Origin of the sequence: Streptomyces sp. NPDC101194, assembly GCF_044767885.1 — a bacterium.
GTDB lineage: Bacteria > Actinomycetota > Actinomycetes > Streptomycetales > Streptomycetaceae > Streptomyces.
Genome location: NZ_JBIWOS010000001.1, coordinates 207064 through 232479, shown reverse-complemented (window position 1 = coordinate 232479; position 25416 = coordinate 207064). Strand labels below are relative to the sequence as shown.

Here is a 25416-nt window from a genome sequence, read left to right as displayed (position 1 = left end):
CTGTCGCTTGCACTTTGGCAACAGCGTTGCTTAAGTGACATGCATGACTGGCAACGCGACTCACGAGACGCCCGGACCGTCCGAGACCCCCCTGCGCGTCGGGCTCGTCGGCTACGGCCTGGCAGGTTCCGTCTTCCACGCCCCGCTGATCGCCGCGACCGAGGGCCTCGCCCTCGACACGGTCGTCACGTCGAACGAGGAGCGGCGGGCGCAGGCGCGCGCCGAGTTCCCCGGCGTACGGTTCGCCGCGTCGCCCCAGGAGCTGTGGGACCGTGCGGACGCGCTCGATCTCGTCGTGATCGCCTCGCCGAACAGGACCCATGTCCCGATCGCGACCGCCGCGCTCGCGGCGGGTCTGCCGGTCGTCGTGGACAAGCCGGTCGCCGGTACGGCCGCCGAGGCGCGGGAGCTCGCGGCCCTCGCCGAGGAGCGCGGGCTGCTGCTCTCGGTCTTCCAGAACCGCCGCTGGGACAACGACTTCCTGACGCTCGCCCGGCTGATCGCGGACGGCGAGCTGGGTGACGTCCAGCGCTTCGAGTCCCGTTTCGAGCGGTGGCGCCCGCAGCCGAAGGGCGGCTGGCGCGAGTCGGGCGATCCGCAGGAGATCGGCGGGCTGCTGTACGACCTGGGCAGCCATGTCGTCGACCAGGCGCTCGTGCTGTTCGGACCGGCGGTTCGGGTGTACGCGGAGTCCGACGTACGCCGCCCCGGAGCCGCCGCCGACGACGACACGTTTCTCGCGGTCACCCATGCGAACGGGGTCCGCTCGCACCTGTACGTCAGCGCCACCGCCGCCCAGCTCGGTCCGCGCTTCCGGGTGCTCGGTTCGGCCGCCGGCTATGTGAAGTACGGCCTCGACCCGCAGGAGGCCGCCCTGCGCGCGGGAGCACGTCCGACGCCGGGCGCTCCGTGGGGCGAGGAGCCCGAGGCGCTGTGGGGCAGGATCGGTTCGGGCGAGTCCCCGCTGACGGGCGGCGGCGCCCCGATCCGCACGCAGCCGGGCGACTACCCCGCGTACTACGCGGCGGTCACCGATGCGCTGCGCGGAAGGGGTGACAATCCAGTGACCGCTCTGCAGGCCGCCGCGGCCCTGGACGTACTGGAGGCCGCCCGCCGCTCGGCCCGCGAGGGCGTCACCGTGACCCTGCCCGCCGCACCCCCGTCCGCCTCCGCCCCCGCCGACAACGAGGAGCACCCCGTATGAACCCCACCGCTCCGACCATCTCCGAGCTCATCGCCCAGGAGCGCCGACTGACGCTGCCGCACTTCAGCTACGACGACGCCTACGCGCTCGGCGGCCTGCTCGTCGCGATGGCCCGGGAGAGGCACGCCCCGATCGCGATCGACATCCGCCGCGGCGCACAGCAGCTCTTCCATGCCGCGCTGCCGGGATCGAGTGCCGACAACGACGCCTGGATCGACCGCAAGCGCAAGGTCGTGGAACGGTTCGGCGAGAGCTCGTACCTGGTGGGAAGCCGGTTCCGGGCGAAGGGGACGACGTTCGACGACGCCTCGCGCCTGGACCTCGGCACCTACGCCGCGCACGGCGGTTCGTTCCCGATCGCGGTCGAGGGCGCGGGCGTCATCGGCTCGGTCACGGTCTCCGGCCTGCCCCAGGCGGAGGACCACGCCCTGGTGGTCGAGGCGCTGGAGCAGTTCGCGACGACGATCGGCGCATGACGCGAAGGAGGAGTGGGGCACCGCCGACGCGGCACCCCACCCCTCCGATCTCTGCTTCGGTGCTCTTCGGCCTGTCCGATCGAGGACGAAGCGGCCCCTGGCGGGACCACGGGACAGCCCTCAGGCGTCCTTCAGCTCCTGCCGCTGCCGCCCGAGCCCCGTGACCTCCAGCTCCACGACGTCCCCCGCCCTCAGGTACGGCTTGGGATCGGGCCGCCCCAGAGCGACCCCCGCCGGCGTCCCGGTGTTGATCACATCGCCGGGGTACAGCGTCATGAAGTGGCTCAGGTACCGGACGACCTCGCCCACCGGGAAGATCTGGTCGGCCGTCGAGCCGTCCTGCTTCAGCTCACCGTTGACCCAGAGCCTCAGCGGCAGCGCCTGCGGGTCGGCGATCTCGTCCGCCGTGACCAGCCACGGCCCCAGCGGGTTGAACGTCTCGCAGTTCTTGCCCTTGTCCCAGGTGCCGCCGCGCTCGATCTGGAACTCGCGCTCGGAGACGTCGTGCGCCGTCGCGTATCCGGCGACATGCGCGAGTCCCTCCTCGGCGGACTCCAGATAGCGGGCGGTGCGCCCGATGACGACGGCGAGCTCGACCTCCCAGTCGGTCTTGACGCTGCCGCGCGGCACCAGCACCGTGTCGTGGGGCCCGACGACGGTGTCCGGCGCCTTGAAGAACAGGATCGGCTCGGTGGGAATCTCCGCACCGGTCTCGGCGGCGTGGTCGTGGTAGTTCAGCCCGATGCACACGATCTTGCCGATCCGGGCGAGCGGCGGGCCGACCCGCAGTCCAGCGGCGTCGAGCGCGGGCAGTTCGCCGGGCGCGGCCGCGGCGGCCCGCACCCGGGCGAGCGCGGACTCGTCGGCGAGCAGCGCACTGTCGATGTCGGTGACGATTCCCGACAGGTCACGCAGGGTTCCGTCCCGGTCCAGCAGCGCCGGCCGTTCCGCACCTGCCGTACCCACACGAAGCAGCTTCAACGGTCTTTCTCCCCTTGGTAGAGATCGGGCCCGTCGGATGGGTGGCGGCCATCGCAGGCTTGTCCGATCGTCCAAGACATCCGATCACTCCGCAAGACCCTGTTCACACACTGGACCGATGCGCTCGCCGCCCCGATCACGCCGCGGTGGCCATGGCGGCGCCCGCGGCCGGTATGTCGCGGTAGAGGACGGCTCGCTCGACCGCGGTCCAGGTGGTGCTGGTGACGACGTACAGCGCGGCGGCGAGCGGCACGACGGAGACGGTGAAGAGGGTGGCGAAGGACATCAGCGGCATCAGCTTCGTCATCGCGCCCATGCCCGGTACCGGCTGTCCGTCGGGGCCGGTGGCCGGGGTGACCGGGTTGGCGGCCATCTGCCGCTTCGTACGCCGGAAGTTGAAGGTGGCCACGACGGCGACGATCGCGAACAGACCGAGGTAGACCATGCCCTGTGCCCCGAACAGCCCGCCGTGCGCGAGGGCGTCGTGCCAGCGCTCGCCGAGCGGGGCGTCGAAGAGCTGGTGGCCGAGCAGCGCGTTGGGTTCGCCGCCGATCCTCTGACTGGAGAAGAGGTGGTAGAGCAGGAAGAAGGCGGGCATCTGCAGCAGGCTGGGCAGGCAGCCGGACAGCGGCGAGACCTTCTCCTCCTTGTGCAGTTCCATGAGCGCCTTCTGCATGCGCTCGGGGCTCTTGCCGTGCTTCTTGCGCAGTTCGGCGATCTGCGGCTGGAGCCTGGTGCGGGCTTTCTGTCCGCGCGCCGCGGCCCGCGACAGGGGGTGCACGGCGAGCCGCACGAGCGCGGTGAACAGCACGATGGCGGCGGCGGTGGACGCGGTCTGGAAGAGCGGGTGCAGCACATCGGCCAGCGCGCCGACCAGGTCGGCGAATGCGGACATGAAGACGGACATGGATGAGCCCTCCGGGGGTCTCGTCGTGCCGGGAAGGAGAACGAACTCGGCATGACGGACCGCGAGGGGGGTGCTTGCTGCTGCGTGAACCCCTACGCGGCCGTCGGGAGGGCGCGGCCGGGGGCTCGGGGGCGTCGGCGCCCCTTGGCGTCAGGATCTCGTTGCGGCAGGAACGCGGTGCGTTTCTCCCGGTCGCGGATGGCCGTACGGACCCGGGTGCGGGGCACGGGGACGGCGCAGCGGGCACTGATGACCGAGGCGGCGACGAGCGCGGAGCCTGCGGCGGCCGTGGCGGCGAGCGCGACGGCGGCGGAGAGGCTGCCGCCCTCGGCGAGGAGCACTTCGGTGACGAAGAAGAGCAGCAGTCCGGCGGGGCGGAGCAGCCGGGCGAGAACTCCGCGCAGACGCTTCGTGTCACCGCTCATCGGCCCCTCCCTTCTTCCCCTTCACGGCCGGACGGCCGGGCCCGCCTGTCGCGCGCGCCTCGCACGCACGCCTCGCACGCGCACAACCGCATCGATCACGCACCCACGCATGCGTGCGCGCGTTCGGCTCTTCAGCCGTTATACACGATGAGTCCGGCGCACTCGTCCGCGCTCAGGGGCGTCCGGTGTCCAGCGGTCGCAGCAGAAGGCGCGGCACCAGCAGGGCACGGCCGACCGGATCGGCGGGGTCCGGATCGAGTCCGTCCCCCGGCCGCATCTCGACGTCGCGGGGCGGCACGGGCCCGGCGCAGGCCGGGCATTCACCGTACGAGCCCAGTTCCGTACCGCAGGACGCGTGAACGAAGAAGCGCATCCGCCGGGTGCCGGGGAGATGGTCGCGCCCCCACACCCCGAGGGTGCGGACGACCGGCCAGAGGGCCTCACCGCTGTCGGTGAGGACGTACTCGTCGCGCGGCGGCGAGTCCTGGTAACGGCTTTTCTCCATGACGCCGGCCTCGATGAGGGACTGGAGCCGGGTCGCCAGCACGGCGCGGGGCATGCCGAGGTGGGTCAGGAAGTCGTTGTAGCGGCGTACGCCGAAGAAGGCGTCGCGGACCACCAGCAGCGTCCAGCGCTCCCCGACCACCTCCAGCGCGCGGGCCATCGAGCACTGCTGCGCCGCGTAGTCCTTGCCGAGAGCCATGCCGACCACTTTACCCCGTGTCGGTTCAATGACCGAACCTGCCGTGCTAGCGTCTGACGCATACGCATGAGTTCAATCACCGAACCTTCCCTTCTCCGTCGAACAGTCCGCCCGGCCCACAGCCCGTCAGCCCCGCCCGCAGCCCACATCCCTGGAGCGAAGCCATGGCACAGCCCGCACGCCCCGGTCCCCCGCAGCCCTCCGCCGCGCAGGAGACACCCGAGACGCACCGGAGCCGTGATGCCCCGCCCCAGCCCCTGACCCGCCCCCCGACGGCCACCACCCTCGCCACCGCCCCCCTCACCCGCCGCCGTGCCGCCCTCCGCCCCGGCGCCACGCTCGCGACCACCGCGACCGCCACCGCCGTCGCGCTGATGAGTTACACCGCGCCGATGACGACCGTCCCCGGCATCTCCGCCGCCCTCGCCACCCCCGTGTCCGGCCGGGCCTGGCTGCTCAACGGCGCCCCGCTCGGTCTCGCGGTCTTCCTTTTGATCGTCGGCAGCCTCGCCGACGACTACGGCCGCCGTCGGCTCTTCCTCATAGGCACCCTCGCCCTCGGCATCACCACCGGCCTCGGCGCCCTCGCGACCACCACCGTCGCCTTCACCCTGGCGCGCGTGGCCCAGGGCGCGGCGAGCGCCGCGATCCTCGCGGCCAGCCTCGGCCTGCTGGTCGGCGCGTTCCCCGCCGGAGCGGCCAGGATCAGGGCGACGGGGATCTGGGGCGCGTTCGTCAGCGCGGGCATCGCGCTCGGCCCGCTGCTCGCGGGCTCGCTCGGCTCCGTCGACTGGCGGCTCCCGTACGCCGTGCTCGCGCTCGTGGCCCTGCTCACGGGCGTTTTCGCGTTCCGTACGCTCGAAGAGTCCCGCTCCCCTCGTGGTGGCCGCCCCGACCTGGCGGGGGCCGCGGCGCTGGGCCTCGCGATGACGGCCCTGCTGACCGCGCTGACGCTCGGCCGGGACGGCTGGCTGCGGGCGCCCATCGGGCTGCTGCTGCTCGCCACGCTCGCCCTGACCGCCGGGTTCGTCGCGGTGGAGCGCCGGGCCGCGGCTCCGCTGATCGATCTGTCTCTGCTCCGCAGCCGCCTGTTCCTGGCGTCGTCGGCCGGCGGGCTGTTCACCGGCCTGTCGGTGATCGGTCTGTTCAGCTATCTGCCGACGCTGCTCCAGCAGGCCCTGAGGATGTCGGCGCTGGGGACGGCCTGGCTGTTCCTGCTCTGGTCCGGTACGTCGTTCGTGGTGGCGTTGCAGGCGCGACGGCTCGCGGGCAAGGTCGCGGCCCGGCACCAGCTGGCCGTGGGCTTCGTCCTGCACGCAGTGGCGGTGCTGTCGCTGCTGGGCACCCTGGACACGGCGAGCACGCACATCGGCGCGTCGCTGTGGCTGCGGCTGCTGCTCGCCCTGGTCGTGGCCGGCATCGGCAGCGGGCTGCTGAACGCCGCGCTGCCGCGCCTGGCGGTCGAGTCGGTGCCGCCCGAACGGGCCGCGATGGGCTCGGGCGCGAACAACACCGCCCGGTACATCGGCTCGTCGGCGGGCGTGGCCCTGACGATCGCGACGGCCGCGACGGGGTCGGGCGCGAACGGCGCGCTGTTGCTGTCGGTCGCCCTGGCCCTGGTGGCGACGGTCAGCGTCCTGCTCCTGCGCGAGCGCCGCTGACCCCCTGCCCGTCCTCCCCGGTGCCGATCTCGTCGCGCGCGAGCACCTCGTCGTCCGGCCGGTCGTCGCGCTCGCGCGGCCCGGCGTACGTCACGGCGAGCGCGACGACGAGGTTGGCGGCGAGCGCCACGATGCCCGCGTTCACCCCCCACACCGGATCGTGTTCCGTGAACACGAACCCGCACACCACACCCACCCCGACGATCAGCCCGCTCATCGCCCCGAGCAGGGTCAGCCGCCGCCACATCAACCCCAGCAACACCATGGGGAGCAGCTGTGCCATCCCCTCGTACGAGATGAGGGAGAGCCGTACGAGGGTGTTCGGCGCGGTGTACGTGAGCACGAGCGCGATCACCCCCGCGACCACCACGACCGTCTGTGCGGCGCCCTTCTGCCGCCGCTCCCACCGCGGCACGAGCGAGAGCACACTGCGCCCCCACATCGTGCCGATGACCAGCATGAAGACGGCCATCGGCACGATCGACGAGAGCGCGGCGGCCACACCGATGATGCCGACCGCCCAGGCCGGCAGGGAGTCCACGACGAGCTTGAAGAGCGCCAGGTTGGACTCGGCGCCGACGAGTCCCGGCACGACGAAGAGAGCCGCCATGCCGAGCAGCATCGGCACGAAGAGCAGCACGTTGTAGGCGGGCAACAACATCGCGTTGCGGCGCAGCACATCGGCGTTCTTCGCGCCCAGATAGCCGGCGACGGTGGTCGGGAAGATCACCACGGTGAGGGAGTTGAGGAACGAGGTGGTGATGAACCACGCCTGCCCGAGCCCGCTGTCCCCGTGACCCGGGAACGTCAGCCACTCGCTCTTCTCGGTGACGAGCCGGTCGAGGAACGGCCCGTACCCGTCGAAGTAGTGCAACGGCACGTAGAAGGCGAGGAAGCCGAGCGTGGCGATCACGAGGACGTCCTTGAGGACGGACACCCACGCGCTGCCGCGCAGCCCGCTCACCACGACGAAGCCGGTGGTGACGGCGAAGGCTATGAAGTAGGCCCAGTTCAGGCCGATGGCACCGTAGGAGATGGTCGAGACCACCACGCCCATGCCGGTGATCTGGAGCTGGATGTACGGCAGCAGGAAGACGGTCGCGAGGACGGCGACCAGCGCGCCGAGCCAGGGCCGCCCGAAGCGGTGCGCCACCATGTCGGTGATCCCGACCAGCCCGTGCTTGCGCGCGTACGCCCAGAGCATCGGCCCGACGACATAGCCGACGGCGTAGCCGCAGGACATGTACGCCACCACATAGAGCACCGGCGCCCCGTAGTTGTAGCCCCACCCCGCGGCGCCCAGGTAGCTGAAGCTGGTGTAGCCCTCACCGGCCATCAGCACCCAGATGAACACGGTCCCGAGGCTGCGCCCGCCCACGGACCACTCCGCGAGCCCGCCGCCGCCCCCGTCCCCGCTCCGCCGCCCGCGCATCGCGAGCAGCCCGAGGGCGACGGTGGCGACCATGAAGACCCCGAAGACGGAGGTCGCGACCGTGGCGTTCACCGGCGGTCCCCCCGTCGGGTCAGCCACACGGCGACGGGGGTCAGCAGGGTCGCGCCGAGCAGCCACACGAAGAGGAACGGCAGTCCGAGAACCACCGGACGGACCCGGTTCACGAACGGCAGCGCCCCCAGGTACAGCACATAGGGGACCAGCAACCACAACAGATGCGGACGTCTTCTGAGCACGTCGGAAAACCTTAGTCCGGCACCACTACCGCGCCCGGACATCCGTCAGCCTCCCCCACACGACAAGCCGGTAACGGGAGGTGAATTCGGGCGTGCACGTAGTGAGCGTCACATAGGAGCCGGCCGCGGTGTAGCCGACGTACGGCTTCACGTTGCTGCGCGGCACGGCCGCGATGACACCGCCGTCGCGCGCACCGGTCTGCCCGAGCGTCCGGTCGACGGTGTACGTGTAGACCGCGTCCCGGGTCTCGATGTCGATCCGGTCCCCGCGCCGCAGCCGGTTGATGTACCGGAAGGGCTCGCCGTGTGTGTTGCGGTGCCCGGCGAGCGCGAAGTTCCCCGTCCGACCGGGCTGCGCGGTGCCGGGGTAGTGCCCGACGTACCCCTTGTCGAGCACGCCGCGCTTGCTGATGCCCTGGGCGACGGGCGCGGCGAGCCCGAGCCGCGGGATACGGATGACGGCGTACGCCTGATCCCGGCGGGGTCCGGTGGGTGCGGTGCGCCCCGCGGACGACCGGTCACCGGAGGTCCCCGGGCCGGACCCACCGCGGCCCCCCGTACCGTCACCGCCCCCCTGCCCCCGCGACTGCCCCTCGTTCCCCTCCTCCCCCGCTTTCTCCCCCTCCGGCTGCGCCCACTCCCGCTGAAGGGCCCGCACTTCGTGCCGGGCGTCGGCGCGGGCCTGCCGGTTGGTCCACCACAGCTGATGAACAACGAGCAACAACAGGACGACGCCGAGGGTGACCACCACCTCGGCACCCGTCCAGAGCCCGCGCGCGGCGGCCCTGCGCCCTCGCGAGTTGTGCTGCGTCACAACCGGTATCCGCTCTCGCACGGCCCGCACGATAGGGCCATGTCCCCCAACTCTCCAGAGCCGGAACCACCCTCCGTGCAGGTGCCGTACAGCAGTACGGTGTGATTCATGCGCCCCGACACGCCTGCCGACCACACCACCGAAGCCGAGCGCCTGCTGCGCACCGCGGCGCAGTATCCACAGGACCGTGAGCCGCTGCTCCTCCAGGCCGCGGCCCACCTGGAACTCGCCGGCGACCGCGCCCGCGCCACCACCCTCTACGACGAACTGCTCGCCTCCCCCGACCTCGACCACCCGCACCTGGTCAAGGCACTGAACGCGGCCAACCTGTGGGAGTACGGCCACGAGGCCGAGGCCCGCGCGATCCTCGACGGCATCCGCGCCGCGGGCCCGCTCGATCCCGCGCCGTGGGAGATCGTGGCCGAGACCTTCGAATCGCACGACGAGCTGACCGCGGCCCACGACTGCTTCACGACCGCGCTGACCCTCCTGCTGACGCCGGGCGAGGAGGTCCCGTACGCCACGCAGTCGCTGCTGATCGGCCGCCACCGTGTGCGAAGGCTGATGGGCACCGACCACGACGTCTGGGACGAACTGGCCGACACCCTCCACACCGCCGCCGTCCCGCTGGACGAGCTGCACGACCCGAAGCGCCTGTGGGCACTGGGCTCCTCGGACCCGGGCGAGCTCCGGGCCGAGATCACCCGCATCCGCGCCGAACTGGGCACGTACCGCACCGCGCTGTCCCGCCCGTTCCCGGTGGCGGTGCTGCACTGGCCGGCCGCCGAACTCGACGAACTCCTCGCCGCGTACCCGAACCTGCGCAGCGAGTACCCCTCCCACCCCGACCACCTGGCCCGCCTGGAGGCCGCCCTCCGCGACCTCCACCACGCCGGCACCCCGAACCTCGGCATCGTCACCGGCACGGTCCCGTCGTACGAGGCCTTCGCCGCCTCGGAGGCCACGTCCCCGGCCGATCCGGACCTCCTCCCCCAGTACGCCACCACCCTCGCCGCCCGCGGCCGGGCCATCCCCTGGCCCCCGGCCCGCAACGCGGCGTGCTGGTGCGGCTCGGGCCGGACGTACCGGGAGTGCCACGGGACGGACTGAACGACGTACGAAGGGGCGGTCCCGGCCGGGCCGGGACCGTTCCCGTACCGCACGGCCGCCCATGACCCCGCGCGGGCGTGACGTGACACACTGGGCCGCGACCGTCACCACACGGCCACTACGGGGGTGGCATCCCCCGAAATCCCGATGGCCCCGTCATGCCGCCGATCCGTATGGTGCAGCCATGCCCGAACTGCAACGCCTCCACCCCGATCACGCCCCAACCCTGCTCGCGTTCGAGCAGGAGAACCGCACGTTCTTCGCCGCATCGGTCCCGGACCGCGGCGACGACTACTTCACGAACTTCGACGCCCGCCTCGCGGCCCTGCTCGCCGAACAGGACGCCGGAATCTGCCACTTCCACGTCCTGGTGAACGACGAGGGCGAGATCCTGGGCCGCTTCAACCTGGTCGACGCGGCGAACGGCTCCGCCGAACTCGGCTACCGCGTAGCCGAAAAGGCCACCGGCCGGGGCCTGGCCACGGCCACCGTCCGCCGCCTGTGCACCCTGGCGGCCAAGGAGTACGGCCTGACCACACTGCGGGCCGCCACCACACTCGACAACCCGGCCTCACAAGCGGTCCTGACCCGCGCGGGCTTCGTCCCGACGGGCGAGGAAGTCCTGCTGAGCGGGCGGGCGGGGCTGGGGTACGTGCGGAGTACGGCGGAGCAGGTCTCCTTGGGCGACGGTGCGGCATAGCAGGGGGACACCCCCGTCACCTCGGACGGCACCGCGAGCCACCGTGTCACCACCAGCCCTCCCCTCGGGTCCGGCTCCTTCGTCTCCCTGAAGGCCGCGCCACGCGACACGGACGGTCACACCGCGGAACAAACCCTCCTGCACGCCCATTGTCCGACCGCTGCCCGCGTCGAACCGATGCCCTCGGGTGACACACCATCCACTCCCCCAACCGCCCCGGCAGACGCTCACGCTGTTGGCGCATTCAGACGTCGGGCCCGGCACGGGCCGGGGCTCGCACCGGATCTCCCTGTCCGGGCCGGTGCTCGTGCGAGGATGCGCGCGTGGTGACGGAGGCGGAGTGGGAGCGAATTCAAGGTTAGTTGCGCTTCGGTCAGGTCGTCACGGGCACAGTCGTCCGGGTGCCCAGGCCCGGAGCGATCGGCATCTTCGTGGACATTGGCCTCAGCGTCGAAGGGTTCGTAGACGTCGCGCTTCTGCCTCGTCGAATCGAGGACTGGCCCGTCGAGGGGACTGCGACCGACTTCGAGATCTGGTGGGTGCACGAGGAGCACCAGCACATACGGCTGAAGCCGTCCGGTCCGAAGTACCTCTGCGAAGACTTCGCCGATTTCGTGGCCCTATACAGGCCCGCTTGGCCATCCGAAATCGGCGAAGTTGTAAGGGGTTCGAAGCCATCAACTCCGTGGCAACTGCTCAGGCTTCGCCGCACTGAACAGCCGCAGAGTGTGAGATACGTGCGGGCACGCGCTCCGCAGCCGTCGCGTTCCAGACGGATCGAAGCTAGTACCCTCGGCCCGCACTAGTGCCGCATCAAGCAACGTTTGCCCTGCCGGTGTTGCGGCTGAGCGGAGCTGATCGAGACCGGTTGAGTAAAGACATTTACTCCTATCCTGTGCCGTATGGCTGATGACATTGAGATAGAGCCCTACCGGCATGAGGCCGTGGAGCTGACGGTGGGGGAGCTGCTCGAAGCTCTCAGGGGATTGCCTGCCGAGGCTCCGCTACGTATCGATGTGCCGCTGCGTCCTCGGTCGGGTGAGATGCGCGACTCGGTCGACTCGGGCGTCGGCCACTTCGTGGTGAGCGGAGTCGTCCTTCATGACGCCGACCACCTCAGGCAGGACGAAGTAGTCCTGCAAGCGGATTTCTGCTCGGAGTGGTACGTCCGCCCGGTCGAGCCGGGTATCGAGGGGTGACCTGGCCCTGCTTGCGATGGCCAGCTCAGGCGACGTTCGCCCTGTTGACCACCGCGCGCAGGCGCTCGTCGGCGGCGTGCTTGTTCCGCCAGATGATGTAGCGGCGGATCATGCTGCCCTGGGCCGAGTGGCTGGGGTGGTCGGTGCCGTCGAGGGCGAAGTAGCGCAGAGCGGTGAACTGGGCCTCGATGCGGTTGAGCCAGGAGCTGTTCGTCGGGGTATAGGCGATCTCGACGTTGTTGGCCTCGGCCCAGTCCGCGACCCGACGGCAGCGCTTCGTGGTCAGGTGCGGGGAGTAGTTGTCGCAGATGATCGCGATGCGCACGTCGGCCGGGTGCAGTGAGCGTAGGTAGCGGCAGAACTCCAGGTACTTGGAGCGGTTCTTGGTCTTCTTGATGTGGCCGTAGAGCTGGTCCTTGCCCAGGTCGTAGGCGGCGAACAGGTGCCGGACGCCGTGCGGGCGGGTGTAGGTGGCCCGGCGTCGGGGGCGGGGCTCGCGGTCGGGGTCCTTGTGCGTGCCGCCGCGCTCGGCCCACTGCCGGCCAGGGTGAGGCTGCAGGTTGAGCGGGCCGAACTCGTCCATGCAGAAGACGATTTGCGGCTCGCCTTCCTCGGGTATGACCTCGCCGTCGGCTATGGCGTAGAGGTGCTCAACGCGGGCCTTCTTGGCGGCGTAGTCCGGGTCCTTCGAGGTTTTCCAGGTCTTCACGCGTTGAAAGCTGACGCCTTCTTCGCGGAGCAGGATGCGCAGGCCCTCGTGGCTGATGTCGTCGACCACCCCCTCGGCGACCAGGAAGTCGGCCAGCTTGGCCAGGCTCCAGGTCGAGAAGGGCAGGCCGTGCTCGGCCGGCTTGGATTGGCGATCTTCTTGATTTCCCGGCGTTCCGGCAGCGTGAACGTCTTCGGCCGGCCTCCCCGGTACTTCGGGTACAGGGAGTCGAAGCCGTCGGCGTTGAAGTTGTGGATCACGTCGCGGACCCGGTCCGCGCTGGTGAACGTCACTTCGGCGATCTTGCCGACGTTCATGTTCTGTGCGGACAGCAGCACCATCTGGGCCCGCCTCCAGGTCACCACCGACCCGGTGCCCCGCCGGACGATCCGCAGCAACCGCTGCCCTTCGTCGTCATCGATCTCTCTGATCCGTACTCGCTCTGCCACCCGCACAGCTTGACGTAGAAGCGTCACCTGGAGCATCCTCCGGACGCCGCGTCACGCCACAACGGGGCAAAGGTTGTCTGATGCGGCACTAGTTCTCGCTCGTTCGCCGTAGCCGTCAGGCAGGGAAGACGGACTTCGGCCGTATCGCAAGCGTGGAACACCAGACCGGTGTACTGCAGTTGGTCAACGGCACTGGCAGCAACGGACTGCCTGTCGGCTCCGCCCCGGGTGTGGTTCTGCTTCACCCGGTTGTCGAGGGTCAGAGCAACGCCGAGACAGGGTGCGGCTGTCCCGCCCGAGGTCATCATGGCGTTCACCCTGATGCCCCTGTCATCCGCAATCGCCTCGTCGAAACACCTGCCTCGATTCCGAGCCAAGGACTCTGGGCGCGCCAACGACGTCTTCGCGGCGGCAACTTCCCCCTGACGGGAACTCCTCCCAAGCCCCGAGAGTCAGGATAGGTGCCATCGACATCCTGCTTGCTTCACGAAAGAGTACAGAGTGACCCTATTTGACCCCCCGGGGCCGGTGTCCGGCGTATGCGACGACCCTGAACTCATGCTGGTGCACCAGCACTTGATGAAGCTCGACCCTGCGGGAGCACGCTTCTCCCGTGTGTTGCGTGACACTATTGACCAGTTGCTGAACGGTGAAGCAACCGGCCGGTACGACTGGAGCACCCTCTTCAAGACCGAGAAGACGCACGCAGGAACACTCGTTGAGATCAACCTGCAGCGTGAGTTTGAGTTCGCAGACGGCATCGACATGGACTACCGCATAGAGGGAATCGACGTCGACTGTAAGTTCTCTCAAAATTTTGGTTCCTGGATGATTCCGCCCGAGGCTGAGGGGCATCTGTGTCTGCTTGTCTGGGCGGACGACTACCAGAGCCGCTGGAGTGCCGGGCTGCTGCGCATCAAGCCCGAGTGGCTCAACGGCGGAACTAACCGGGACATGAAGTTCACCATCAAGGCACAGCACCGGAGCAAGATCACCTGGCTGTGGAAGGACGAAGCCCTTCCGGAAAACGTGCTGCTCCACCTTGACCCAGCGACCCGGGCACGCATCCTGATCCCGGGAAAGCAGAAGGGGCAAGCCCGTGTCCGCGAGCTGTTCCGTTCCGTGCACGGCAAGCGAATCGGTCGCGGCGTAGTACGAACCGCCGCTCAGCAACTCGACTACATGGCGCGGGTTCGCGAGGGGGACAAGGGGCGCGCCCGTCCCGCCCTGCGTCCACAGGGAATCATCATCCTTGGCGACTACAAGTCACACCAAGCAGTAGCCCACGCCCTCGGCGGCCCAGTGCCACGCGAAGGAGAGTTCGTCGCCCACCGAGTTATGCGCGCCCGGCCGGAGCACAGCAATCGCCCGCAGGCAAAGATTGCCGGGGAGTACTGGGTTGTGGTCCAGCCCGGTGAAGCAGCAGATGACGCAGCACCACAGCTTCCCGAGGCCCAGGAAAGCAGAGCCAAGTCGGAGCACGAGTGAGCTGCTCAGCCCAGTAACACGACCACACTGACGACGGGTTCGTCTTCTTCATCCCCGCCCGAGAACAAGGAGTGATCAGTGGTCAACCCTGAGGGTGAGCACCCGTTAATCAGGCAGTACCGGGACTGGATTCAGAACGGCCCGTCTGAGGCGGATCCAGATCGTGCCAAATTCTTCACGGGCGGGATCGTCGTTCTTGACACAAACGTCCTGCTCAGCCTGTATGAGTACACCCCTACCGCGCGCGAGCAGGTACTAAAAGCTCTCCAAAGTGTGCAGCAACGCCTATGGCTCCCGCACCAGGTTGGGCTTGAGTTCGTCCAGAATCGGTTTCGTATCATCACAGGCAGGAAAAAGGCGCTTGATGATGCCCAGCGTTCCCTCCAGAACAAACTCCGTGATGCGAAGACGGCAATCAAGGATGCGCGCTCGTTCACTCAGGGCCTGCTGATCAAGTACGCGCAGGACACCGAGGCCAGTCGCGAGCTTGACACCGAGATCTCAAACAAGGCCATCGAAGAGCTACTCAGCGTATGGAGCGCAAGGCTCGAAGCGCAGGTCAAGCGGCTCAGAGAGTACGACATCTCTGTATCGGCAGGCAGCCAAGGCGATCCCGTACTCTCCCAAGTGGCTGCCTTGTTCGGCGATAAGATTGCGGTCCCTCCAGATGCGGCAGAGACCCGGCGACGCGTCGAGGAAGCCTCGTCATACAGATTCCCCAACCTCATTCCTCCAGGCTTCAAAGATGCCGGCAAGGGGACCAGTCTGACGTCATCGGGTGATTTCCTTCTCTGGGAGGAAACTATCGGGTACATGGCAAACTCGCCAGAACGCTCTCACCTACTCTTCGTCTCCAACGACACGAAGGAAGACTGGTATCAGCCGAAAGGGGAAGGACGGAGCGCCTCACGCCCTTGGCCTTCCTTGGCAAGTGAGCTAAGGCAGCGCACGGGGGCTGAGCTGCGGATCGAGACACCAGGGGACTTTTATCGCGGAGTGAACCGTTTCCTCGATGCGGAAATCGCCGAGGCCACCTACGCAGAGATCGACCGCGCCGCTGTGAGCACTGCCGAAATGGCCGTCACTGAGCAGAGCGCCCCCCATACCCAGCCTCCGCCTGACCTCGTCGCCGCAGCCTTCGATGCAGCGGGTCTGGACGAGTCGTTGGTAGACAATATCGATAGTGGTTCCTCGCGCCTGATCCTCATCTGGTGGCTGATTGGCGTCACGGCACAATTGGAACGGCGTCCGCGCCTCGACGATGAACCAGACGTCTCACTCGCGCCAGCAACTCGCTCAGCGGTAAAGCCGGATCCGAACTGGGTGCCTGGACTCAGGCTCCATCTTGGTGAGTGGCCGTACAGGAGCTCATCATGGATCGCCCCGTGGTTCTCAGAGTCCGTCAACTGCTCGTCTCGGCGAGACAGGAAAATATTGCAGGGCCTCGCTGCCCAGCAACTGGCGTTCGAACTGGCAGATCAGCGCTAACACCTTACAGAAAACCTGCAGAACGGAATCACCACATGACTTCCTTGCATTCCCCTGGAGACGAGTGGCAGCGACTCAGACCAGATGCTGAACATGCACTGAGAAACCTGCTTTCAGAGATCTCTGATCATCAGGATCCTCAGTCATTGTTCGAGGCGTACACCTACGCCAAGGAAATCACTGCCCGCGCCATACAGTCTCGAATGTTGATGCATTTGCCGGACGAAAACCAGCAGTTCAAGGCGTTGCACGCGAGGGTTCAGCAGGAGATCCACTCACGCTATCAGGGGAAGATCCCAGCTCGGCTCCTCGGAGCTCCGTACAGCGGGAAAACACACGAGCGCCTGTTTTCCCTACTTCAGGAAAGCTTGGCCCAGCCTGTGCCAGCCACCATGCTAAGAATCGTGACCGGTGATGACGTTCATACCGAACGGAGGGCTCGCGAACTACGCGAGCTTGGATTCGATGTTCACTGGTATGAGACTGAGGAAATCAGCGTCTACGAACTCAAATCACTCAATCTAGATTTCGACATGATTCCAGCCATTATGAGGAACAAAGTAAGGCAGACAAAGTCACTCACACAGAGTGAGAAGCAGAAGATCTTCAAGAACGCGGGAATTTCTGAGAATGGATAGCGGTAGTCACTGGGAACCACCAGAGGGCTCCTGGGCCTCGTCGGCCGCCCGACGTCGGAACATGCAGGCGATCAGAAGCAGGGACACCAAGCCGGAGCTCCTGGTCCGGAAGCTTCTGCACGCGCAGGGACTGCGATACCGCGTAGCGGCTAAGCCGCTGCCAGACCTTCGCCGGACGGCAGACATTGTTTTCCGTCCGGCGAAGCTTGCAGTATTCATTGACGGTTGCTACTGGCACGGCTGCCCGGAGCATTACGTCTCTCCGAAAACCAATTCTGGATACTGGTCCGATAAGGTCATGCGGAACGTGACTCGGGACCGAGACACTGACGAACGCCTCCGTGAAGCTGGGTGGACCGTGCTCCGGTTCTGGGAGCACGAGTCACCCGACGACTGCGCCCTCACGATCGCCGCTGCGGTCAGTCGGCTCCGGGATGACAGGCGCTGAGAGGTCGGCCAGCTTGAACAGCAACTCACTGTCGCGTTCGCCAGTCGGGACCTGTCCTTGCCGCACCGGGGCTACGGCTCCGGCCTCGCGAGCTGCTTTGAGAGCAGCGATAATCTGTTCTCCCACTGCTTGAGCGACCGGCGGCGGGAAAGCGTTCCCCACCTGCCGGTACGCAGCAGTCTTCTTGCCTGAGAACTTCCAGGTCTCCGGGAAGCCCTGGATAATGGCCGCCTGCGTCACCGTAAGCTTCGGCCCGGCCTTGGCGAAGAGATCACGGTCGTGGCTCTGCAGCCGCTCCATGTCCTTTGCGTTGTTCGCAACGCCAAGCCCGCATACACCTAGCGCTTCCCACGCCTTCTTGGCCCGTGTGGGGCCAAGGTCAGCGCCGCCGTGCTTTTTGGAGCCCCCAACGAGCGTGGGTGCGACACCCTTCGACGCCTGGTTCAGCCACTTCTGGAATACCTTCTCGGACCGTGGGTCATCGACGTCGTCGAAGCGCTTTTTCATGGTCTTCTCCAGCGCCTGCCCTACGGTAACGAGCGGCCTTTTTTCTGGCTTCGTATTGGCGAAGAACGGAGTGTAGTCCTTCTTCATCGCCACCAGAATGGCGCGCGGGCGGAGCTGCGGAACCCCATAATTCTTGGCTTCCAGAACTTCCCAGTAGCATTTCTCATAGCCCATGGACTCAAGACGTTCCAGAAGCTGTTCCCGGTACCCCTGGAACTTCTCCTTCGGCTCAAGGAGCCCACGGACGTTCTCGATCATGACGGCCTTGGGCTCAAGTTCCTGGACCAGGTCAAGCATGGTCGGGAACAGGTCTCTCTCGTCGTCCGGTCCCAACTGCTTGCCTGCGATGGAGAACGGCGGGCAGGGAACACCGCCGGCAAGCAGGTCAAGGTCCCCCGCTTCCAGTCCCAGCTCCAGCCTCAGATCCAGCGGCTTGAGCAGCGTCAAGTCAGCCTGCTTGACCTCGCAGCCCTCCCACTCCGCGTTCCCCTCCACGTTTGCCTTGAGGGTGGCTACCGCGCTCGTATCGATCTCGATCAACGCTAGGTGCCTGAACAGCGCATTGTGCAGGCCCAATGCCTGCCCGCCCGCCCCGGCGCAGATCTCAACCGAGGTGAACTCCCTCTTGGTGCTGGTCATGCACCCTCCTTCCAGACTTGCCCGACTGGCGCCGATTGCCACCAGTCATCACAGAGGGTGACAGACCCCACTGACATCACGACCGTCCTCCAGTGTGCGGCACGAGTCGCCGTGCCCCAGACACCACCTGCGACACATCACCCGCACCATGGCGAACGTACATACGATATTGCCCATGCGTAGCCCTGACTGGACCTGGGACGAGTTGCTGCTGATCTGCTCGCGTGTCGTCAACAACGACTGGGGCCAGCTCAGGGCGTACCAGCAGCCCACACACGACCTTGCCGACCTTCTCCGTTCTCTGCCCCTCCATAGGGACGCGGCACGCAACGTGCCCGAATTCCGGTCGGCCGCGAGCATCAGTCGCAAGAGCGCAGACTTGATCACAAGCCACCGCGATTACTCCGGCCCCGCCACCAGAGGTGGTCGGCTGACCAAGCTCGTCGCTGAGGCGTTCACGGAACGCGAGGCAGAGATGCTGCTCGCCGCCCAGGCCATTGAGGACGGGATCGCCTCCGGCGAGCTCGCCCTCATCCCCGAGCAGCCAGACGAAGTGGATGAGAACGGCGTCCCGGCCGCCGAAGGGCGTCTCCTGACCCGCTGGGCGACCTTTCGCGAACGGAATCCCGCACTGCGCAAGCGCAAGATCGCCCAAGCGCGCAGGCTCGGGCAGCCTCTCCAGTGTTCCGTGTGCGCGTTCCACTTCGGTCAGCGGTACGGAATCCTCGGCGAGGGCTACATCGAAGTGCACCATGTCCTTCCCCTCCACCTCTCGGGCCCGCGCGAGACCAAGCTAGAAGACCTCGCCTTCCTCTGTGCCAACTGCCACCGCATGTGCCACAGAGGCCATCGCGGCGCATCCTGGCGCACCCCTGCGGCCCTGCGGGCTGAGATCGAGAAAGCCGCCAAGGTGGACGGAACCTCATAACCGCCCACCGCCGACTCGTGCACTTCGCTGATCACGCCGTCTCCGCCTCGAAGTGCATCTGCGCGCGGTCCAGCAGACTGTCCGGGTCGCCACCCCGGGCTGTGACCCAGTGCAGAACATCCGCGATGAGATCGATGGCAGATTCCTCAAGGATCTGAGCGGAGCGGCTTTGAAGCAAAGGCGGTGCACCGACATCACTCCGATACTTCGCCAGGGCCGCTTCAGCGCGCTGCACCCTGCGGCAACGCATCTCGGGGTCGCCCGACAGCTCGCACCAGACTGCCTTTCCCGTCGCAGTCAGCAATGTCCCCCAGTCGGCAGCCATGCCGGCGAGCAGGTGCAGACCCCGTCCGCACTCGTCCTCGCAAGCCACCGGTCCAAGGACCGGCAACCGGTAGCTCTCGTCATGGAGCTCGATCCGCAGCCGGGCCCCTGCCGTCTCCAGGACCAGGGTGGCAGCCGCACCTCTTCCCACGTGGTTGATCACATTGACCGCCAGCTCGCTCACCGCGAGCTCAGCTTCTTCGATGAAGGCTGACAGCTGCCACTCCACAAGCTGCCCTCTGACAGCTCTTCGAAGATCCCGAACCACTACGGGCTCAGCCGTGAACGGCAAGACACTGCGGAGTTGCGAACCGTTGTCGTGTACGGACATGCGCTCTCCTTACGGCGCCACATCAGCCCTGCACCTGCCGTATCCAAACGACTGCACTGAGTGGCCAGGCTTGCGAGTATGGCAGCAAGAAGTCTCTCCATGAAACTTCTCACGAGACTCGATCGAGTGAATCCAGATGGCGGCAACTCGCTCCAGCCATAGCCTTGTTGGCTTCGGAATCCTCAACGCACGGAACGGAAGGCCACCCGCCATGTCCGTCAGGACCACAACACGACGCCGACAGCTCGGCGCGATGATGCGCAAGTTGCGCGCACGGAAAGGCATGACGCTGGAGGAGGCCGGAGGGCTCGTCGGGCTTTCGAAGGCCACTGTCAGCCGCTACGAAACCCAGGAAGGGCCAGTGAAGTGGCCCATCGCCGACGCCCTCTGCCGGCAGTACGACGCAACCGAAGCGGAGCGGGCTGCCGTGGTCGCTCTGGCGAAGGACGCCAAGCAGCAGGGCTGGTGGGGGCCGTACACCGACTCCATCCCCGCTGACATGGGTCTCTTGCTGACCCTTGAAGACGAGGCGGTGCGCGAGGACCACTTCTCCTGCACCTACGTACCTGGTCTTCTGCAGACGCGGAACTACAGCACAGCGATTCAGGGAGCCAGCGAGATGCGCCTGGCCCCCGAGGAGATCGAGCGTCTCGTGGACATCCGCATGAAGCGCCAGGAGATCCTGAGCCGACCGAAACCACCCCACCTTTGGGCGATCCTCGACGAGTCGGTGATCCGGCGCGTGGTCGGATCCCCCGAAATCATGCGCGATCAGCTGGGTCACCTGCTGGGGGCCAACAACTCACAACACATCACCCTGCAGGTCTTGCCGTTCTCCAAGGGCACCCATGGCGCGGCCTTGGGAAGCTTCGTGATCCTCGGCGGGCCCGAGGCGAGTCTGGACGTCGTCTACGTCGACCTGCATGTCGGCCCGCTCTTCATGGAGAAGGACGAAGAACTCGACCGATACAGACTTGCGTTCGACTACCTGCGTGCACAAGCGTTGGACATGGCCGCTTCATCGGCCTTGATCGAGCGCGTTCGCAAGGAGATGTAATGCTTTCGGTTCCTCACTCCGCCAAGTCTCTCCGCTGGTTCAAGTCGTCGTACAGCGGAGCGAATACGACTGAGTGTGTTGAGGCAGCCCGCCTCCCCCAGGCCACTGCGGTCCGCGACTCGAAGGCCCCTGACGGTCCGCTGCTGACATTCGGCCATGCATCGTGGGAGGGGTTCCTCACCGCTGTACGGCATCAGCAACTCGGCGCGTGGTAGGCCCACCTCCTGTGGCGGCGTCCACTCTGCCTTGCAGGAAGTGCCTCAAATTCCAGGGGCGGCGCCCCGCGGCTCCGTCAAGTGACAAGGATGTGTACTCATGATGGATCAGCCCTCCCTCGGACCCCAGTGGCGGAAAAGTGGTCACAGCGGTGGCAGCGGCACGGAATGCGTTGAGGTCGCTGACCTGCAATCGACAGTCGGCATACGGGACTCCAAGCAGCCCCGCGGGCCCCACATAGTCGTACGCCACAATGCGTGGGCGCGGTTCGTGGCCTCTCTGCGGACCCAGTAGGTCAGCCTCGCTCGAACGTCGCGGCCACCGTCAACGCACGTCGAGGCTCCGGCGCGCCCTGGCGATCACGTGTTGTGCCTCCGCTCCGAACAGGGCGGATTCTTCACTCAGGGACTTCCACACACGTTTGGTACGTGGCAATGGTGTCCGCGTCGTCGAGCCATAGTTCGGCATGCCATTCCTCGGTGATCACGGGGCGGGCTTCGAAGCTCCAGAAGCCGTTGGCCGGGGAACCTCCATCGATGCGTGGAGGGAGACGACACCGACGTAGACAGTGTCCATGCCGATGACGTCGGCCAGGCGATCCAGTTGCGCAGCCAGTACCTGTGGAGGGCAGATCAGGTTGGGCGCGTGGCTGCCCACCTCAGGACATGAAGCCTCTTGCCCAGGCGATACAGCCACTCGTGGAGAGCCGACAGCGCCCACTCGCGGCTCGGGCGCACGCGCCCGCTGGCTACTCTCCCAGTATGAAGATCACGATGGGTGCTCTTGCGGCCGGGGCGGGATTCGGGGCGGCTACCTCGCTCATCAACGCGCTTTCCTCCCCGTACGGGGAGCTCGGCGCCCCTCTCAGGGGCACCGCCTGAGCCGGCGCTGCCAAGGTGCTCAGCCTGCTGGTGGACGCAGGCTGGTCCTGGGCCGCGCTGGTGGTGGCGGTGGGCTGGCTGGCCGGGGCACCGGTCCGAGGCGCGCTGGTCGGGGCTCTGGCGCTGATCGCTGCCACGGGGGCGTACTACGTCACGGACGCCTTCGCCTCGGGGGCCGAAACGGAGATGGTCAGGTGGGGGGTGGCAGCAGTGCCGCTCGGGCTGGTCCTGGGCGCGGTGGGTTCAGCCTTCCGGCGGCCTGGATTGGTCGGCCTGCTTGCGGCGTTGACGGTTCCGGTGGGTGCTGCCGTGCAGATGGTCGTGCTACCGCCCCGACCGCACGCCACCTTGACCACGACCATTGTTCTCGCCGAGGTCGTCGTCTGGACGGCCGCTGTGTTCAGTGTCGGCTGGGCTGTCTACCGTTTCTGGGCGGCGAGGCGTGCAGTCGTGGCCGGATAGCGGAAACACCAGGGATGCCCCTTTGTGGTCAATGGCGAGCCGACGGCCTTCTCTCTCAAGACTTCCCCCCTGCGCTCAGCCGGCGAGCGGGAACATCCGGCTGAGGCGCGGCAGTCGACGAGAGGCTTCGTCCGTGTTCCGTACGTCCCAGGCCTCGCCGCTCGGTTCGGGATTGCAGGGGAGGTCCAGGCCCTCGGCCTCCAGCGCCTTCTCAAGGCCCTCCTCTTCGCCCGTCAGCAGGTCGAAGGCCTCGGCCGCGACGTAGTCCAGCGACTCCCAGTCGGGCCACTCGTCGTCCGACCAGTCCTTCAGGGGGTGTCCGGCCAGCGCGCGCAGCTTCGGGGTCTCCGCCAACGAATCCGGATCGGCCACCGCCCTCTCGTACGCCTCTCGGCCGAGGCCGAGCACCCAGAACTGGAAGTACCAGAAGCTGTCGTCGGAGCACGATCCGCCGTGGATCTGCTCGGCGGCGGCCCACATCTCCCATGTGTCGATCCGCGTTCGCACCCGGTGCAGGCACGACTGGAACTGCACGATCTCCGCCGGTGGTCGCTGCATGAGTTGCTCACGCAGTACCTCCAGCCGCTGGTCCGGGTCACGGCCCTGCTGCTGAGAGCCCTCCAGCAGGGCCCAGAAGGAGTTCTCATCCATGGGCCGCACTATGGCAGTCGGGTCGGACAGTCCTGTTGCCGTGCGGGCAGGGCCGCCGACGTCCCGCTGATTCTCGCGATCCGTTCCCGCCACGGGATGCGGTCGGGCTGCGGCGCGGGGGCGCCGTGGAGGGGTGCCTGCGCCGCGGACCGGCGGCACGGTGCGCATTCCGTCTCGTCGGCCAGTGGGCGGAAGACGTGTTTGCCGCCCGGACCCTTGCACTCCAACAGCTCGTGGACGGGATGGGGCTGGGAGGGCAGCGATGGGATCGGGAGCTCGGGGAGTTTCTGGATGAGGCGGTAGCGGAGGAAGCCGACCGCTGAGCGCACACCGTTCTCGGGGCGTTCGGCGAGTAAGGCGTGGCGGAGGTCGGATTCGGTCAGGCCGCGCTCCAGCCACTTGACCGCCTCCACGGCCAGCGCGCGCGCTTCCCGTACGCCCAGGTGCAGTTCGCGGCGGGAGTGACGCAGGGAGAGCAGGACCCGTTCTGCACAGGCGAGTTGGGCGGGGTCCGCCGTCGAGACCGGCGGGGTCGATTCGAGGGGCGGTTCGAAGGTCGGTTCCGGTGCGGATGTGGCCGTGGGTCCGGCCGTGGGTCCGGAGGGTGGGTGGGGAGTGGTCTTGTCACTGTGGTCTTCTACCGGTTGACAGCCACCGGCCGGCCGGGCAGTCGGTTCGCCGACCGTCGGGAAGTGCGTACTCGGTGGCGCGGCGGCCGTGGGCGAGGCCTCTCGCAGGTGCCCCGCCTGCTCGCCCGTCAGAGGGTTGTTGGCGACCAATTGCTCGGTGGCCCAGCGGCCCCCGCCGCCCTGGCTCCGCCACTCGTGCACGTACCCGTGCGCGACCAGTTGTTCCTTCGCCTTCTGGTACGCACGGCCCTTGATGCCCAGCTTCTGGGCGAGCTCGCTCAACGGCTTGTACGTGGGGTCCTCGGGCAGGCCCTGGACGTACAGGAGCAGGATCTTCGCGTCACTGCTCAGACGCGGATGGCGAACGACATCGTGTGATGCCTTCGTGTAGCGCGCGGAGGGCGCGATAGCATGACGCAACATTTCTGGTGGGTCGCTTCCACTGGTGGTGTAGGCCCTCGGATGGTGTTGGCGCACCGCCGGGGGCTGCCTCATGTGCACGGATGCGCACAGAGGGTGATGATTTCGTCACCGTACCGCATTGTTTCCATCTCTCGCCATGTGAACGGGACTTCGCTCCATCAGATGAACCGGATCGAGCTGTTCCGGTGGTTTGCCGATGCCGCGCGTGCCCCCGGATCAGCGTCCGTCCATCCGGCCGGGTTGATCGGAATCGTGGTGATGCTCAGCGGGGAATCACCCAGCGCGGCATCCAGGTCCCGGCAGCGTTGGGGCGGGCCGTTGTGGCGGCGAGGTGGGCGCGGAGGGTGGTCAGCGCGGGGTGGGGATTGTCGCGGTGCCAGAGGAGCGAGTGCGGGTAGACGGGTGTCGGGTCGGTCACCGGGATGCGGCGCAGGCCGTGGCCCGCGGGCCAGATGAGGCGGCTGTGCTCGCCCATGAAGGTGGCCAGGGCCGGGGTGTCGGCGATGGTGTCCAGGAGCGCGTCGGAGCCGAAGTTGGGGCCGGTCGCCTCGATGGTGAGGCCGAACTCGGCGACGAGGTCGTCGTAGTAGGCGGTCCACTCGGTACCGGGGACGATGCCGGGCATCCAGATCCGGTGCCCGGTGAGCTGGGCGAGGGTCACCGACCGGGCGCGCGCCAGCGCGTGGGCGGGGCCGGTGAGGAGCTGGAGCGGCTCGTCGAGGACCCGGACGGACTCGATGTCCGCGGGAAGGGGCCGGCCGGGCGCGGCGACGGCGCGGAAGGAGGCGTCGATCGCACCGGACCGGATGGCGGCGACGGCCGTCTCGATGTCGAACAGCATCACCACGTCGAGGTCGATCTCGGGATGCGCGCGGTGGAAGCCGCGCATCAGGCCCGACTGCGCGCTGCGCGAGGCGATCACGTCGACGCGCAGCGGACGGTGGCCGGTGCGCACGGACGTGACCGCGCGCTCGGCGACGCGCAGCAGCTCGTGCGCGTGCGGCAGGAACGCCTGCCCGTCGATGGTGAGCTCGGCACCGCGCGGGGTGCGGGTGAACAGCCGCACCCCGAGGTCGCGCTCCAGCGCGGCGATGCGCTTGGAGACGGCCTGCTGGGTGACCGCCAGCTCGGCGGCGGCCTCCTGGAACTGCCCCGCTTCCGCGACGGCGACGAAGGTCCGGACGGTTTCGAGGTCCATGCCGACACCCTATGGGCACAACCGTTGGTTGTGGCCGGGTGGCCCTGTGGTTGTTTGATCCCCGGGCACGGCGCTCGCTTT

General features: G+C 67.5%; 28 protein-coding genes and 1 pseudogene. 16 read left to right on the top strand and 13 right to left on the bottom strand.

The annotated features are described in order from the left end of the window. Nucleotides 1-43: 43 nt before the first annotated feature. Together ACIRP2_RS01055 and ACIRP2_RS01050 are read left to right on the top strand one after the other, a co-directional pair. Complete coding sequence (locus tag ACIRP2_RS01055; RefSeq protein WP_404245235.1) at nt 44-1204, top strand: Gfo/Idh/MocA family oxidoreductase; 1161 nt, start codon at nt 44-46, stop codon at nt 1202-1204. Further along, nucleotides 1201-1680 (top strand): heme-degrading domain-containing protein, encoded by a 480-nt coding sequence (locus ACIRP2_RS01050; RefSeq protein ID WP_404245233.1) that lies wholly within the window; start codon nt 1201-1203, stop codon nt 1678-1680. The genes ACIRP2_RS01055 and ACIRP2_RS01050 overlap by 4 nt, the downstream gene beginning before the upstream one ends. A gap of 120 nt (nt 1681-1800) precedes the next feature. Here ACIRP2_RS01050 and ACIRP2_RS01045 read toward each other — a convergent pair whose 3' ends face one another. From ACIRP2_RS01045 to ACIRP2_RS01030, 4 genes are all read right to left on the bottom strand, one after another. Then, nucleotides 1801-2661, bottom strand: a complete 861-nt coding sequence (locus tag ACIRP2_RS01045; RefSeq protein WP_404245231.1) for a fumarylacetoacetate hydrolase family protein — start codon at nt 2659-2661, stop codon at nt 1801-1803. Nucleotides 2662-2797: 136 nt separating this feature from the next. Beyond that, nucleotides 2798-3568, bottom strand: coding sequence for a YidC/Oxa1 family membrane protein insertase (locus tag ACIRP2_RS01040; protein ID WP_404245229.1), 771 nt, complete (start codon nt 3566-3568; stop codon nt 2798-2800). 92 nt (nt 3569-3660) lie between these two features. Continuing rightward, on the bottom strand, nt 3661-3993 hold the full coding sequence (locus tag ACIRP2_RS01035) for a DUF6412 domain-containing protein (RefSeq protein WP_404245227.1): 333 nt from the start codon (nt 3991-3993) through the stop codon (nt 3661-3663). 172 nt (nt 3994-4165) lie between these two features. Then, nucleotides 4166-4696 carry a winged helix-turn-helix transcriptional regulator gene (locus ACIRP2_RS01030; RefSeq protein WP_404245225.1) on the bottom strand — a complete coding sequence of 177 codons (531 nt, stop codon included), beginning with the start codon at nt 4694-4696 and terminating at the stop codon, nt 4166-4168. A gap of 164 nt (nt 4697-4860) precedes the next feature. Between ACIRP2_RS01030 and ACIRP2_RS01025 the strand changes: the two genes are divergently transcribed. Continuing rightward, a complete protein-coding gene (locus ACIRP2_RS01025; RefSeq protein WP_404245223.1) occupies nt 4861-6357 on the top strand; it encodes an MFS transporter in 1497 nt (498 codons plus the stop codon). Here the strand turns inward: ACIRP2_RS01025 and ACIRP2_RS01020 are convergent. The 3 genes from ACIRP2_RS01020 to ACIRP2_RS01010 are packed head-to-tail and all read right to left on the bottom strand — an operon-like array spanning nt 6326 to nt 8881. Continuing rightward, nucleotides 6326-7861, bottom strand: coding sequence for a sodium:solute symporter (locus ACIRP2_RS01020; protein WP_404245221.1), 1536 nt, complete (start codon nt 7859-7861; stop codon nt 6326-6328). The genes ACIRP2_RS01025 and ACIRP2_RS01020 overlap by 32 nt on opposite strands. Then, nucleotides 7858-8016, bottom strand: a complete 159-nt coding sequence (locus tag ACIRP2_RS01015; RefSeq protein WP_078852680.1) for a DUF3311 domain-containing protein — start codon at nt 8014-8016, stop codon at nt 7858-7860. Before ACIRP2_RS01015 ends, ACIRP2_RS01020 begins: the two co-directional genes overlap by 4 nt. Before the next feature lie 55 nt (nt 8017-8071). Next, complete coding sequence (locus tag ACIRP2_RS01010; protein WP_404245219.1) at nt 8072-8881, bottom strand: class E sortase; 810 nt, start codon at nt 8879-8881, stop codon at nt 8072-8074. 87 nt (nt 8882-8968) lie between these two features. Here ACIRP2_RS01010 and ACIRP2_RS01005 point away from each other — a divergent pair, with 87 nt between their 5' ends. The 4 genes from ACIRP2_RS01005 to ACIRP2_RS00990 all read left to right on the top strand — a co-directional run bounded on the left by ACIRP2_RS01005 (nt 8969) and on the right by ACIRP2_RS00990 (nt 11869). Next, a complete protein-coding gene (locus ACIRP2_RS01005; RefSeq protein ID WP_404245217.1) occupies nt 8969-9970 on the top strand; it encodes an SEC-C metal-binding domain-containing protein in 1002 nt (333 codons plus the stop codon). 184 nt (nt 9971-10154) lie between these two features. Then, complete coding sequence (locus ACIRP2_RS01000; protein WP_404245215.1) at nt 10155-10670, top strand: GNAT family N-acetyltransferase; 516 nt, start codon at nt 10155-10157, stop codon at nt 10668-10670. Between the two features lie 362 nt (nt 10671-11032). Continuing rightward, nucleotides 11033-11476, top strand: a complete 444-nt coding sequence (locus ACIRP2_RS00995) for a S1 RNA-binding domain-containing protein (RefSeq protein WP_404245213.1) — start codon at nt 11033-11035, stop codon at nt 11474-11476. 96 nt (nt 11477-11572) lie between these two features. Further along, nucleotides 11573-11869 (top strand): hypothetical protein, encoded by a 297-nt coding sequence (locus tag ACIRP2_RS00990; protein WP_404245211.1) that lies wholly within the window; start codon nt 11573-11575, stop codon nt 11867-11869. A gap of 25 nt (nt 11870-11894) precedes the next feature. On the opposite strand, the pseudogene ACIRP2_RS00985 reads toward ACIRP2_RS00990, so the two are convergent. Next, a pseudogene (locus ACIRP2_RS00985) lies at nt 11895-13027 on the bottom strand (IS630 family transposase). 558 nt (nt 13028-13585) lie between these two features. Here ACIRP2_RS00985 and ACIRP2_RS00980 point away from each other — a divergent pair. The 4 genes from ACIRP2_RS00980 (at nt 13586) to ACIRP2_RS00965 (ending at nt 17089) form a co-directional block, all read left to right on the top strand. Next, nucleotides 13586-14515: a NaeI family type II restriction endonuclease gene (locus ACIRP2_RS00980; RefSeq protein WP_404245209.1), complete on the top strand. Its 930-nt coding sequence runs from the start codon at nt 13586-13588 to the stop codon at nt 14513-14515. A gap of 78 nt (nt 14516-14593) precedes the next feature. Continuing rightward, nucleotides 14594-16003, top strand: a complete 1410-nt coding sequence (locus ACIRP2_RS00975; RefSeq protein WP_404245207.1) for a PIN-like domain-containing protein — start codon at nt 14594-14596, stop codon at nt 16001-16003. 35 nt (nt 16004-16038) lie between these two features. Then, nucleotides 16039-16641: a hypothetical protein gene (locus ACIRP2_RS00970; RefSeq protein WP_404245205.1), complete on the top strand. Its 603-nt coding sequence runs from the start codon at nt 16039-16041 to the stop codon at nt 16639-16641. Beyond that, nucleotides 16634-17089 (top strand): very short patch repair endonuclease, encoded by a 456-nt coding sequence (locus tag ACIRP2_RS00965; RefSeq protein WP_404245203.1) that lies wholly within the window; start codon nt 16634-16636, stop codon nt 17087-17089. The genes ACIRP2_RS00970 and ACIRP2_RS00965 overlap by 8 nt, the downstream gene beginning before the upstream one ends. Here the strand turns inward: ACIRP2_RS00965 and ACIRP2_RS00960 are convergent. Then, entirely contained in the window at nt 17024-18235 is a 1212-nt protein-coding gene (locus ACIRP2_RS00960; protein WP_404245201.1) for a DNA cytosine methyltransferase, read from the bottom strand. The two genes, ACIRP2_RS00965 and ACIRP2_RS00960, sit on opposite strands and share 66 nt — an antisense overlap. Before the next feature lie 175 nt (nt 18236-18410). Between ACIRP2_RS00960 and ACIRP2_RS00955 the strand changes: the two genes are divergently transcribed. Continuing rightward, nucleotides 18411-19163 carry an HNH endonuclease gene (locus ACIRP2_RS00955; protein WP_404245199.1) on the top strand — a complete coding sequence of 251 codons (753 nt, stop codon included), beginning with the start codon at nt 18411-18413 and terminating at the stop codon, nt 19161-19163. A gap of 31 nt (nt 19164-19194) precedes the next feature. On the opposite strand, the gene ACIRP2_RS00950 is transcribed toward ACIRP2_RS00955, so the two are convergent. After that, complete coding sequence (locus ACIRP2_RS00950; protein WP_404245197.1) at nt 19195-19818, bottom strand: ATP-binding protein; 624 nt, start codon at nt 19816-19818, stop codon at nt 19195-19197. A 211-nt stretch (nt 19819-20029) separates the two neighbouring features. Between ACIRP2_RS00950 and ACIRP2_RS00945 the strand changes: the two genes are divergently transcribed. From ACIRP2_RS00945 to ACIRP2_RS00930, 4 genes are all read left to right on the top strand, one after another. Next, nucleotides 20030-20875, top strand: coding sequence for a helix-turn-helix domain-containing protein (locus ACIRP2_RS00945; protein WP_404245195.1), 846 nt, complete (start codon nt 20030-20032; stop codon nt 20873-20875). Beyond that, nucleotides 20875-21090: a DUF397 domain-containing protein gene (locus ACIRP2_RS00940; RefSeq protein ID WP_404245193.1), complete on the top strand. Its 216-nt coding sequence runs from the start codon at nt 20875-20877 to the stop codon at nt 21088-21090. Before ACIRP2_RS00945 ends, ACIRP2_RS00940 begins: the two co-directional genes overlap by 1 nt. A gap of 100 nt (nt 21091-21190) precedes the next feature. Then, on the top strand, nt 21191-21385 hold the full coding sequence (locus ACIRP2_RS00935; protein ID WP_404245191.1) for a DUF397 domain-containing protein: 195 nt from the start codon (nt 21191-21193) through the stop codon (nt 21383-21385). Nucleotides 21386-22002: 617 nt separating this feature from the next. Continuing rightward, entirely contained in the window at nt 22003-22434 is a 432-nt protein-coding gene (locus tag ACIRP2_RS00930; RefSeq protein WP_404245189.1) for a hypothetical protein, read from the top strand. A gap of 75 nt (nt 22435-22509) precedes the next feature. On the opposite strand, the gene ACIRP2_RS00925 is transcribed toward ACIRP2_RS00930, so the two are convergent. The 3 genes from ACIRP2_RS00925 to ACIRP2_RS00915 all read right to left on the bottom strand — a co-directional run bounded on the left by ACIRP2_RS00925 (nt 22510) and on the right by ACIRP2_RS00915 (nt 25335). Next, a complete protein-coding gene (locus tag ACIRP2_RS00925) occupies nt 22510-23085 on the bottom strand; it encodes a DUF4240 domain-containing protein (protein WP_404245187.1) in 576 nt (191 codons plus the stop codon). Nucleotides 23086-23093: 8 nt separating this feature from the next. Next, nucleotides 23094-24137: a hypothetical protein gene (locus tag ACIRP2_RS00920; RefSeq protein WP_404245185.1), complete on the bottom strand. Its 1044-nt coding sequence runs from the start codon at nt 24135-24137 to the stop codon at nt 23094-23096. Between the two features lie 262 nt (nt 24138-24399). Then, on the bottom strand, nt 24400-25335 hold the full coding sequence (locus ACIRP2_RS00915; protein WP_404245183.1) for a LysR family transcriptional regulator: 936 nt from the start codon (nt 25333-25335) through the stop codon (nt 24400-24402). Between the last annotated feature and the right edge of the window lie 81 nt (nt 25336-25416).

Bases quoted from the DNA above. Each gene is read 5' to 3' on its own strand.
- ACIRP2_RS01055 (WP_404245235.1), top strand. From the start codon at position 44: ATGACTGGCAACGCGACTCACGAGACGCCCGGACCGTCCGAGACCCCC.
- ACIRP2_RS01050 (WP_404245233.1), top strand. From the start codon at position 1,201: ATGAACCCCACCGCTCCGACCATCTCCGAGCTCATCGCCCAGGAGCGC.
- ACIRP2_RS01040 (WP_404245229.1), bottom strand. From the start codon at position 3,568: ATGTCCGTCTTCATGTCCGCATTCGCCGACCTGGTCGGCGCGCTGGCC.
- ACIRP2_RS01035 (WP_404245227.1), bottom strand. From the start codon at position 3,993: ATGAGCGGTGACACGAAGCGTCTGCGCGGAGTTCTCGCCCGGCTGCTC.
- ACIRP2_RS01030 (WP_404245225.1), bottom strand. From the start codon at position 4,696: ATGGCTCTCGGCAAGGACTACGCGGCGCAGCAGTGCTCGATGGCCCGC.
- ACIRP2_RS01025 (WP_404245223.1), top strand. From the start codon at position 4,861: ATGGCACAGCCCGCACGCCCCGGTCCCCCGCAGCCCTCCGCCGCGCAG.
- ACIRP2_RS01005 (WP_404245217.1), top strand. From the start codon at position 8,969: ATGCGCCCCGACACGCCTGCCGACCACACCACCGAAGCCGAGCGCCTG.
- ACIRP2_RS01000 (WP_404245215.1), top strand. From the start codon at position 10,155: ATGCCCGAACTGCAACGCCTCCACCCCGATCACGCCCCAACCCTGCTC.
- ACIRP2_RS00990 (WP_404245211.1), top strand. From the start codon at position 11,573: ATGGCTGATGACATTGAGATAGAGCCCTACCGGCATGAGGCCGTGGAG.
- ACIRP2_RS00980 (WP_404245209.1), top strand. From the start codon at position 13,586: ATGCTGGTGCACCAGCACTTGATGAAGCTCGACCCTGCGGGAGCACGC.
- ACIRP2_RS00970 (WP_404245205.1), top strand. From the start codon at position 16,039: ATGACTTCCTTGCATTCCCCTGGAGACGAGTGGCAGCGACTCAGACCA.
- ACIRP2_RS00965 (WP_404245203.1), top strand. From the start codon at position 16,634: ATGGATAGCGGTAGTCACTGGGAACCACCAGAGGGCTCCTGGGCCTCG.
- ACIRP2_RS00960 (WP_404245201.1), bottom strand. From the start codon at position 18,235: ATGACCAGCACCAAGAGGGAGTTCACCTCGGTTGAGATCTGCGCCGGG.
- ACIRP2_RS00955 (WP_404245199.1), top strand. From the start codon at position 18,411: ATGCGTAGCCCTGACTGGACCTGGGACGAGTTGCTGCTGATCTGCTCG.
- ACIRP2_RS00950 (WP_404245197.1), bottom strand. From the start codon at position 19,818: ATGTCCGTACACGACAACGGTTCGCAACTCCGCAGTGTCTTGCCGTTC.
- ACIRP2_RS00945 (WP_404245195.1), top strand. From the start codon at position 20,030: ATGTCCGTCAGGACCACAACACGACGCCGACAGCTCGGCGCGATGATG.
- ACIRP2_RS00940 (WP_404245193.1), top strand. From the start codon at position 20,875: ATGCTTTCGGTTCCTCACTCCGCCAAGTCTCTCCGCTGGTTCAAGTCG.
- ACIRP2_RS00935 (WP_404245191.1), top strand. From the start codon at position 21,191: ATGATGGATCAGCCCTCCCTCGGACCCCAGTGGCGGAAAAGTGGTCAC.
- ACIRP2_RS00925 (WP_404245187.1), bottom strand. From the start codon at position 23,085: ATGGATGAGAACTCCTTCTGGGCCCTGCTGGAGGGCTCTCAGCAGCAG.
- ACIRP2_RS00920 (WP_404245185.1), bottom strand. From the start codon at position 24,137: ATGTTGCGTCATGCTATCGCGCCCTCCGCGCGCTACACGAAGGCATCA.
- ACIRP2_RS00915 (WP_404245183.1), bottom strand. From the start codon at position 25,335: ATGGACCTCGAAACCGTCCGGACCTTCGTCGCCGTCGCGGAAGCGGGG.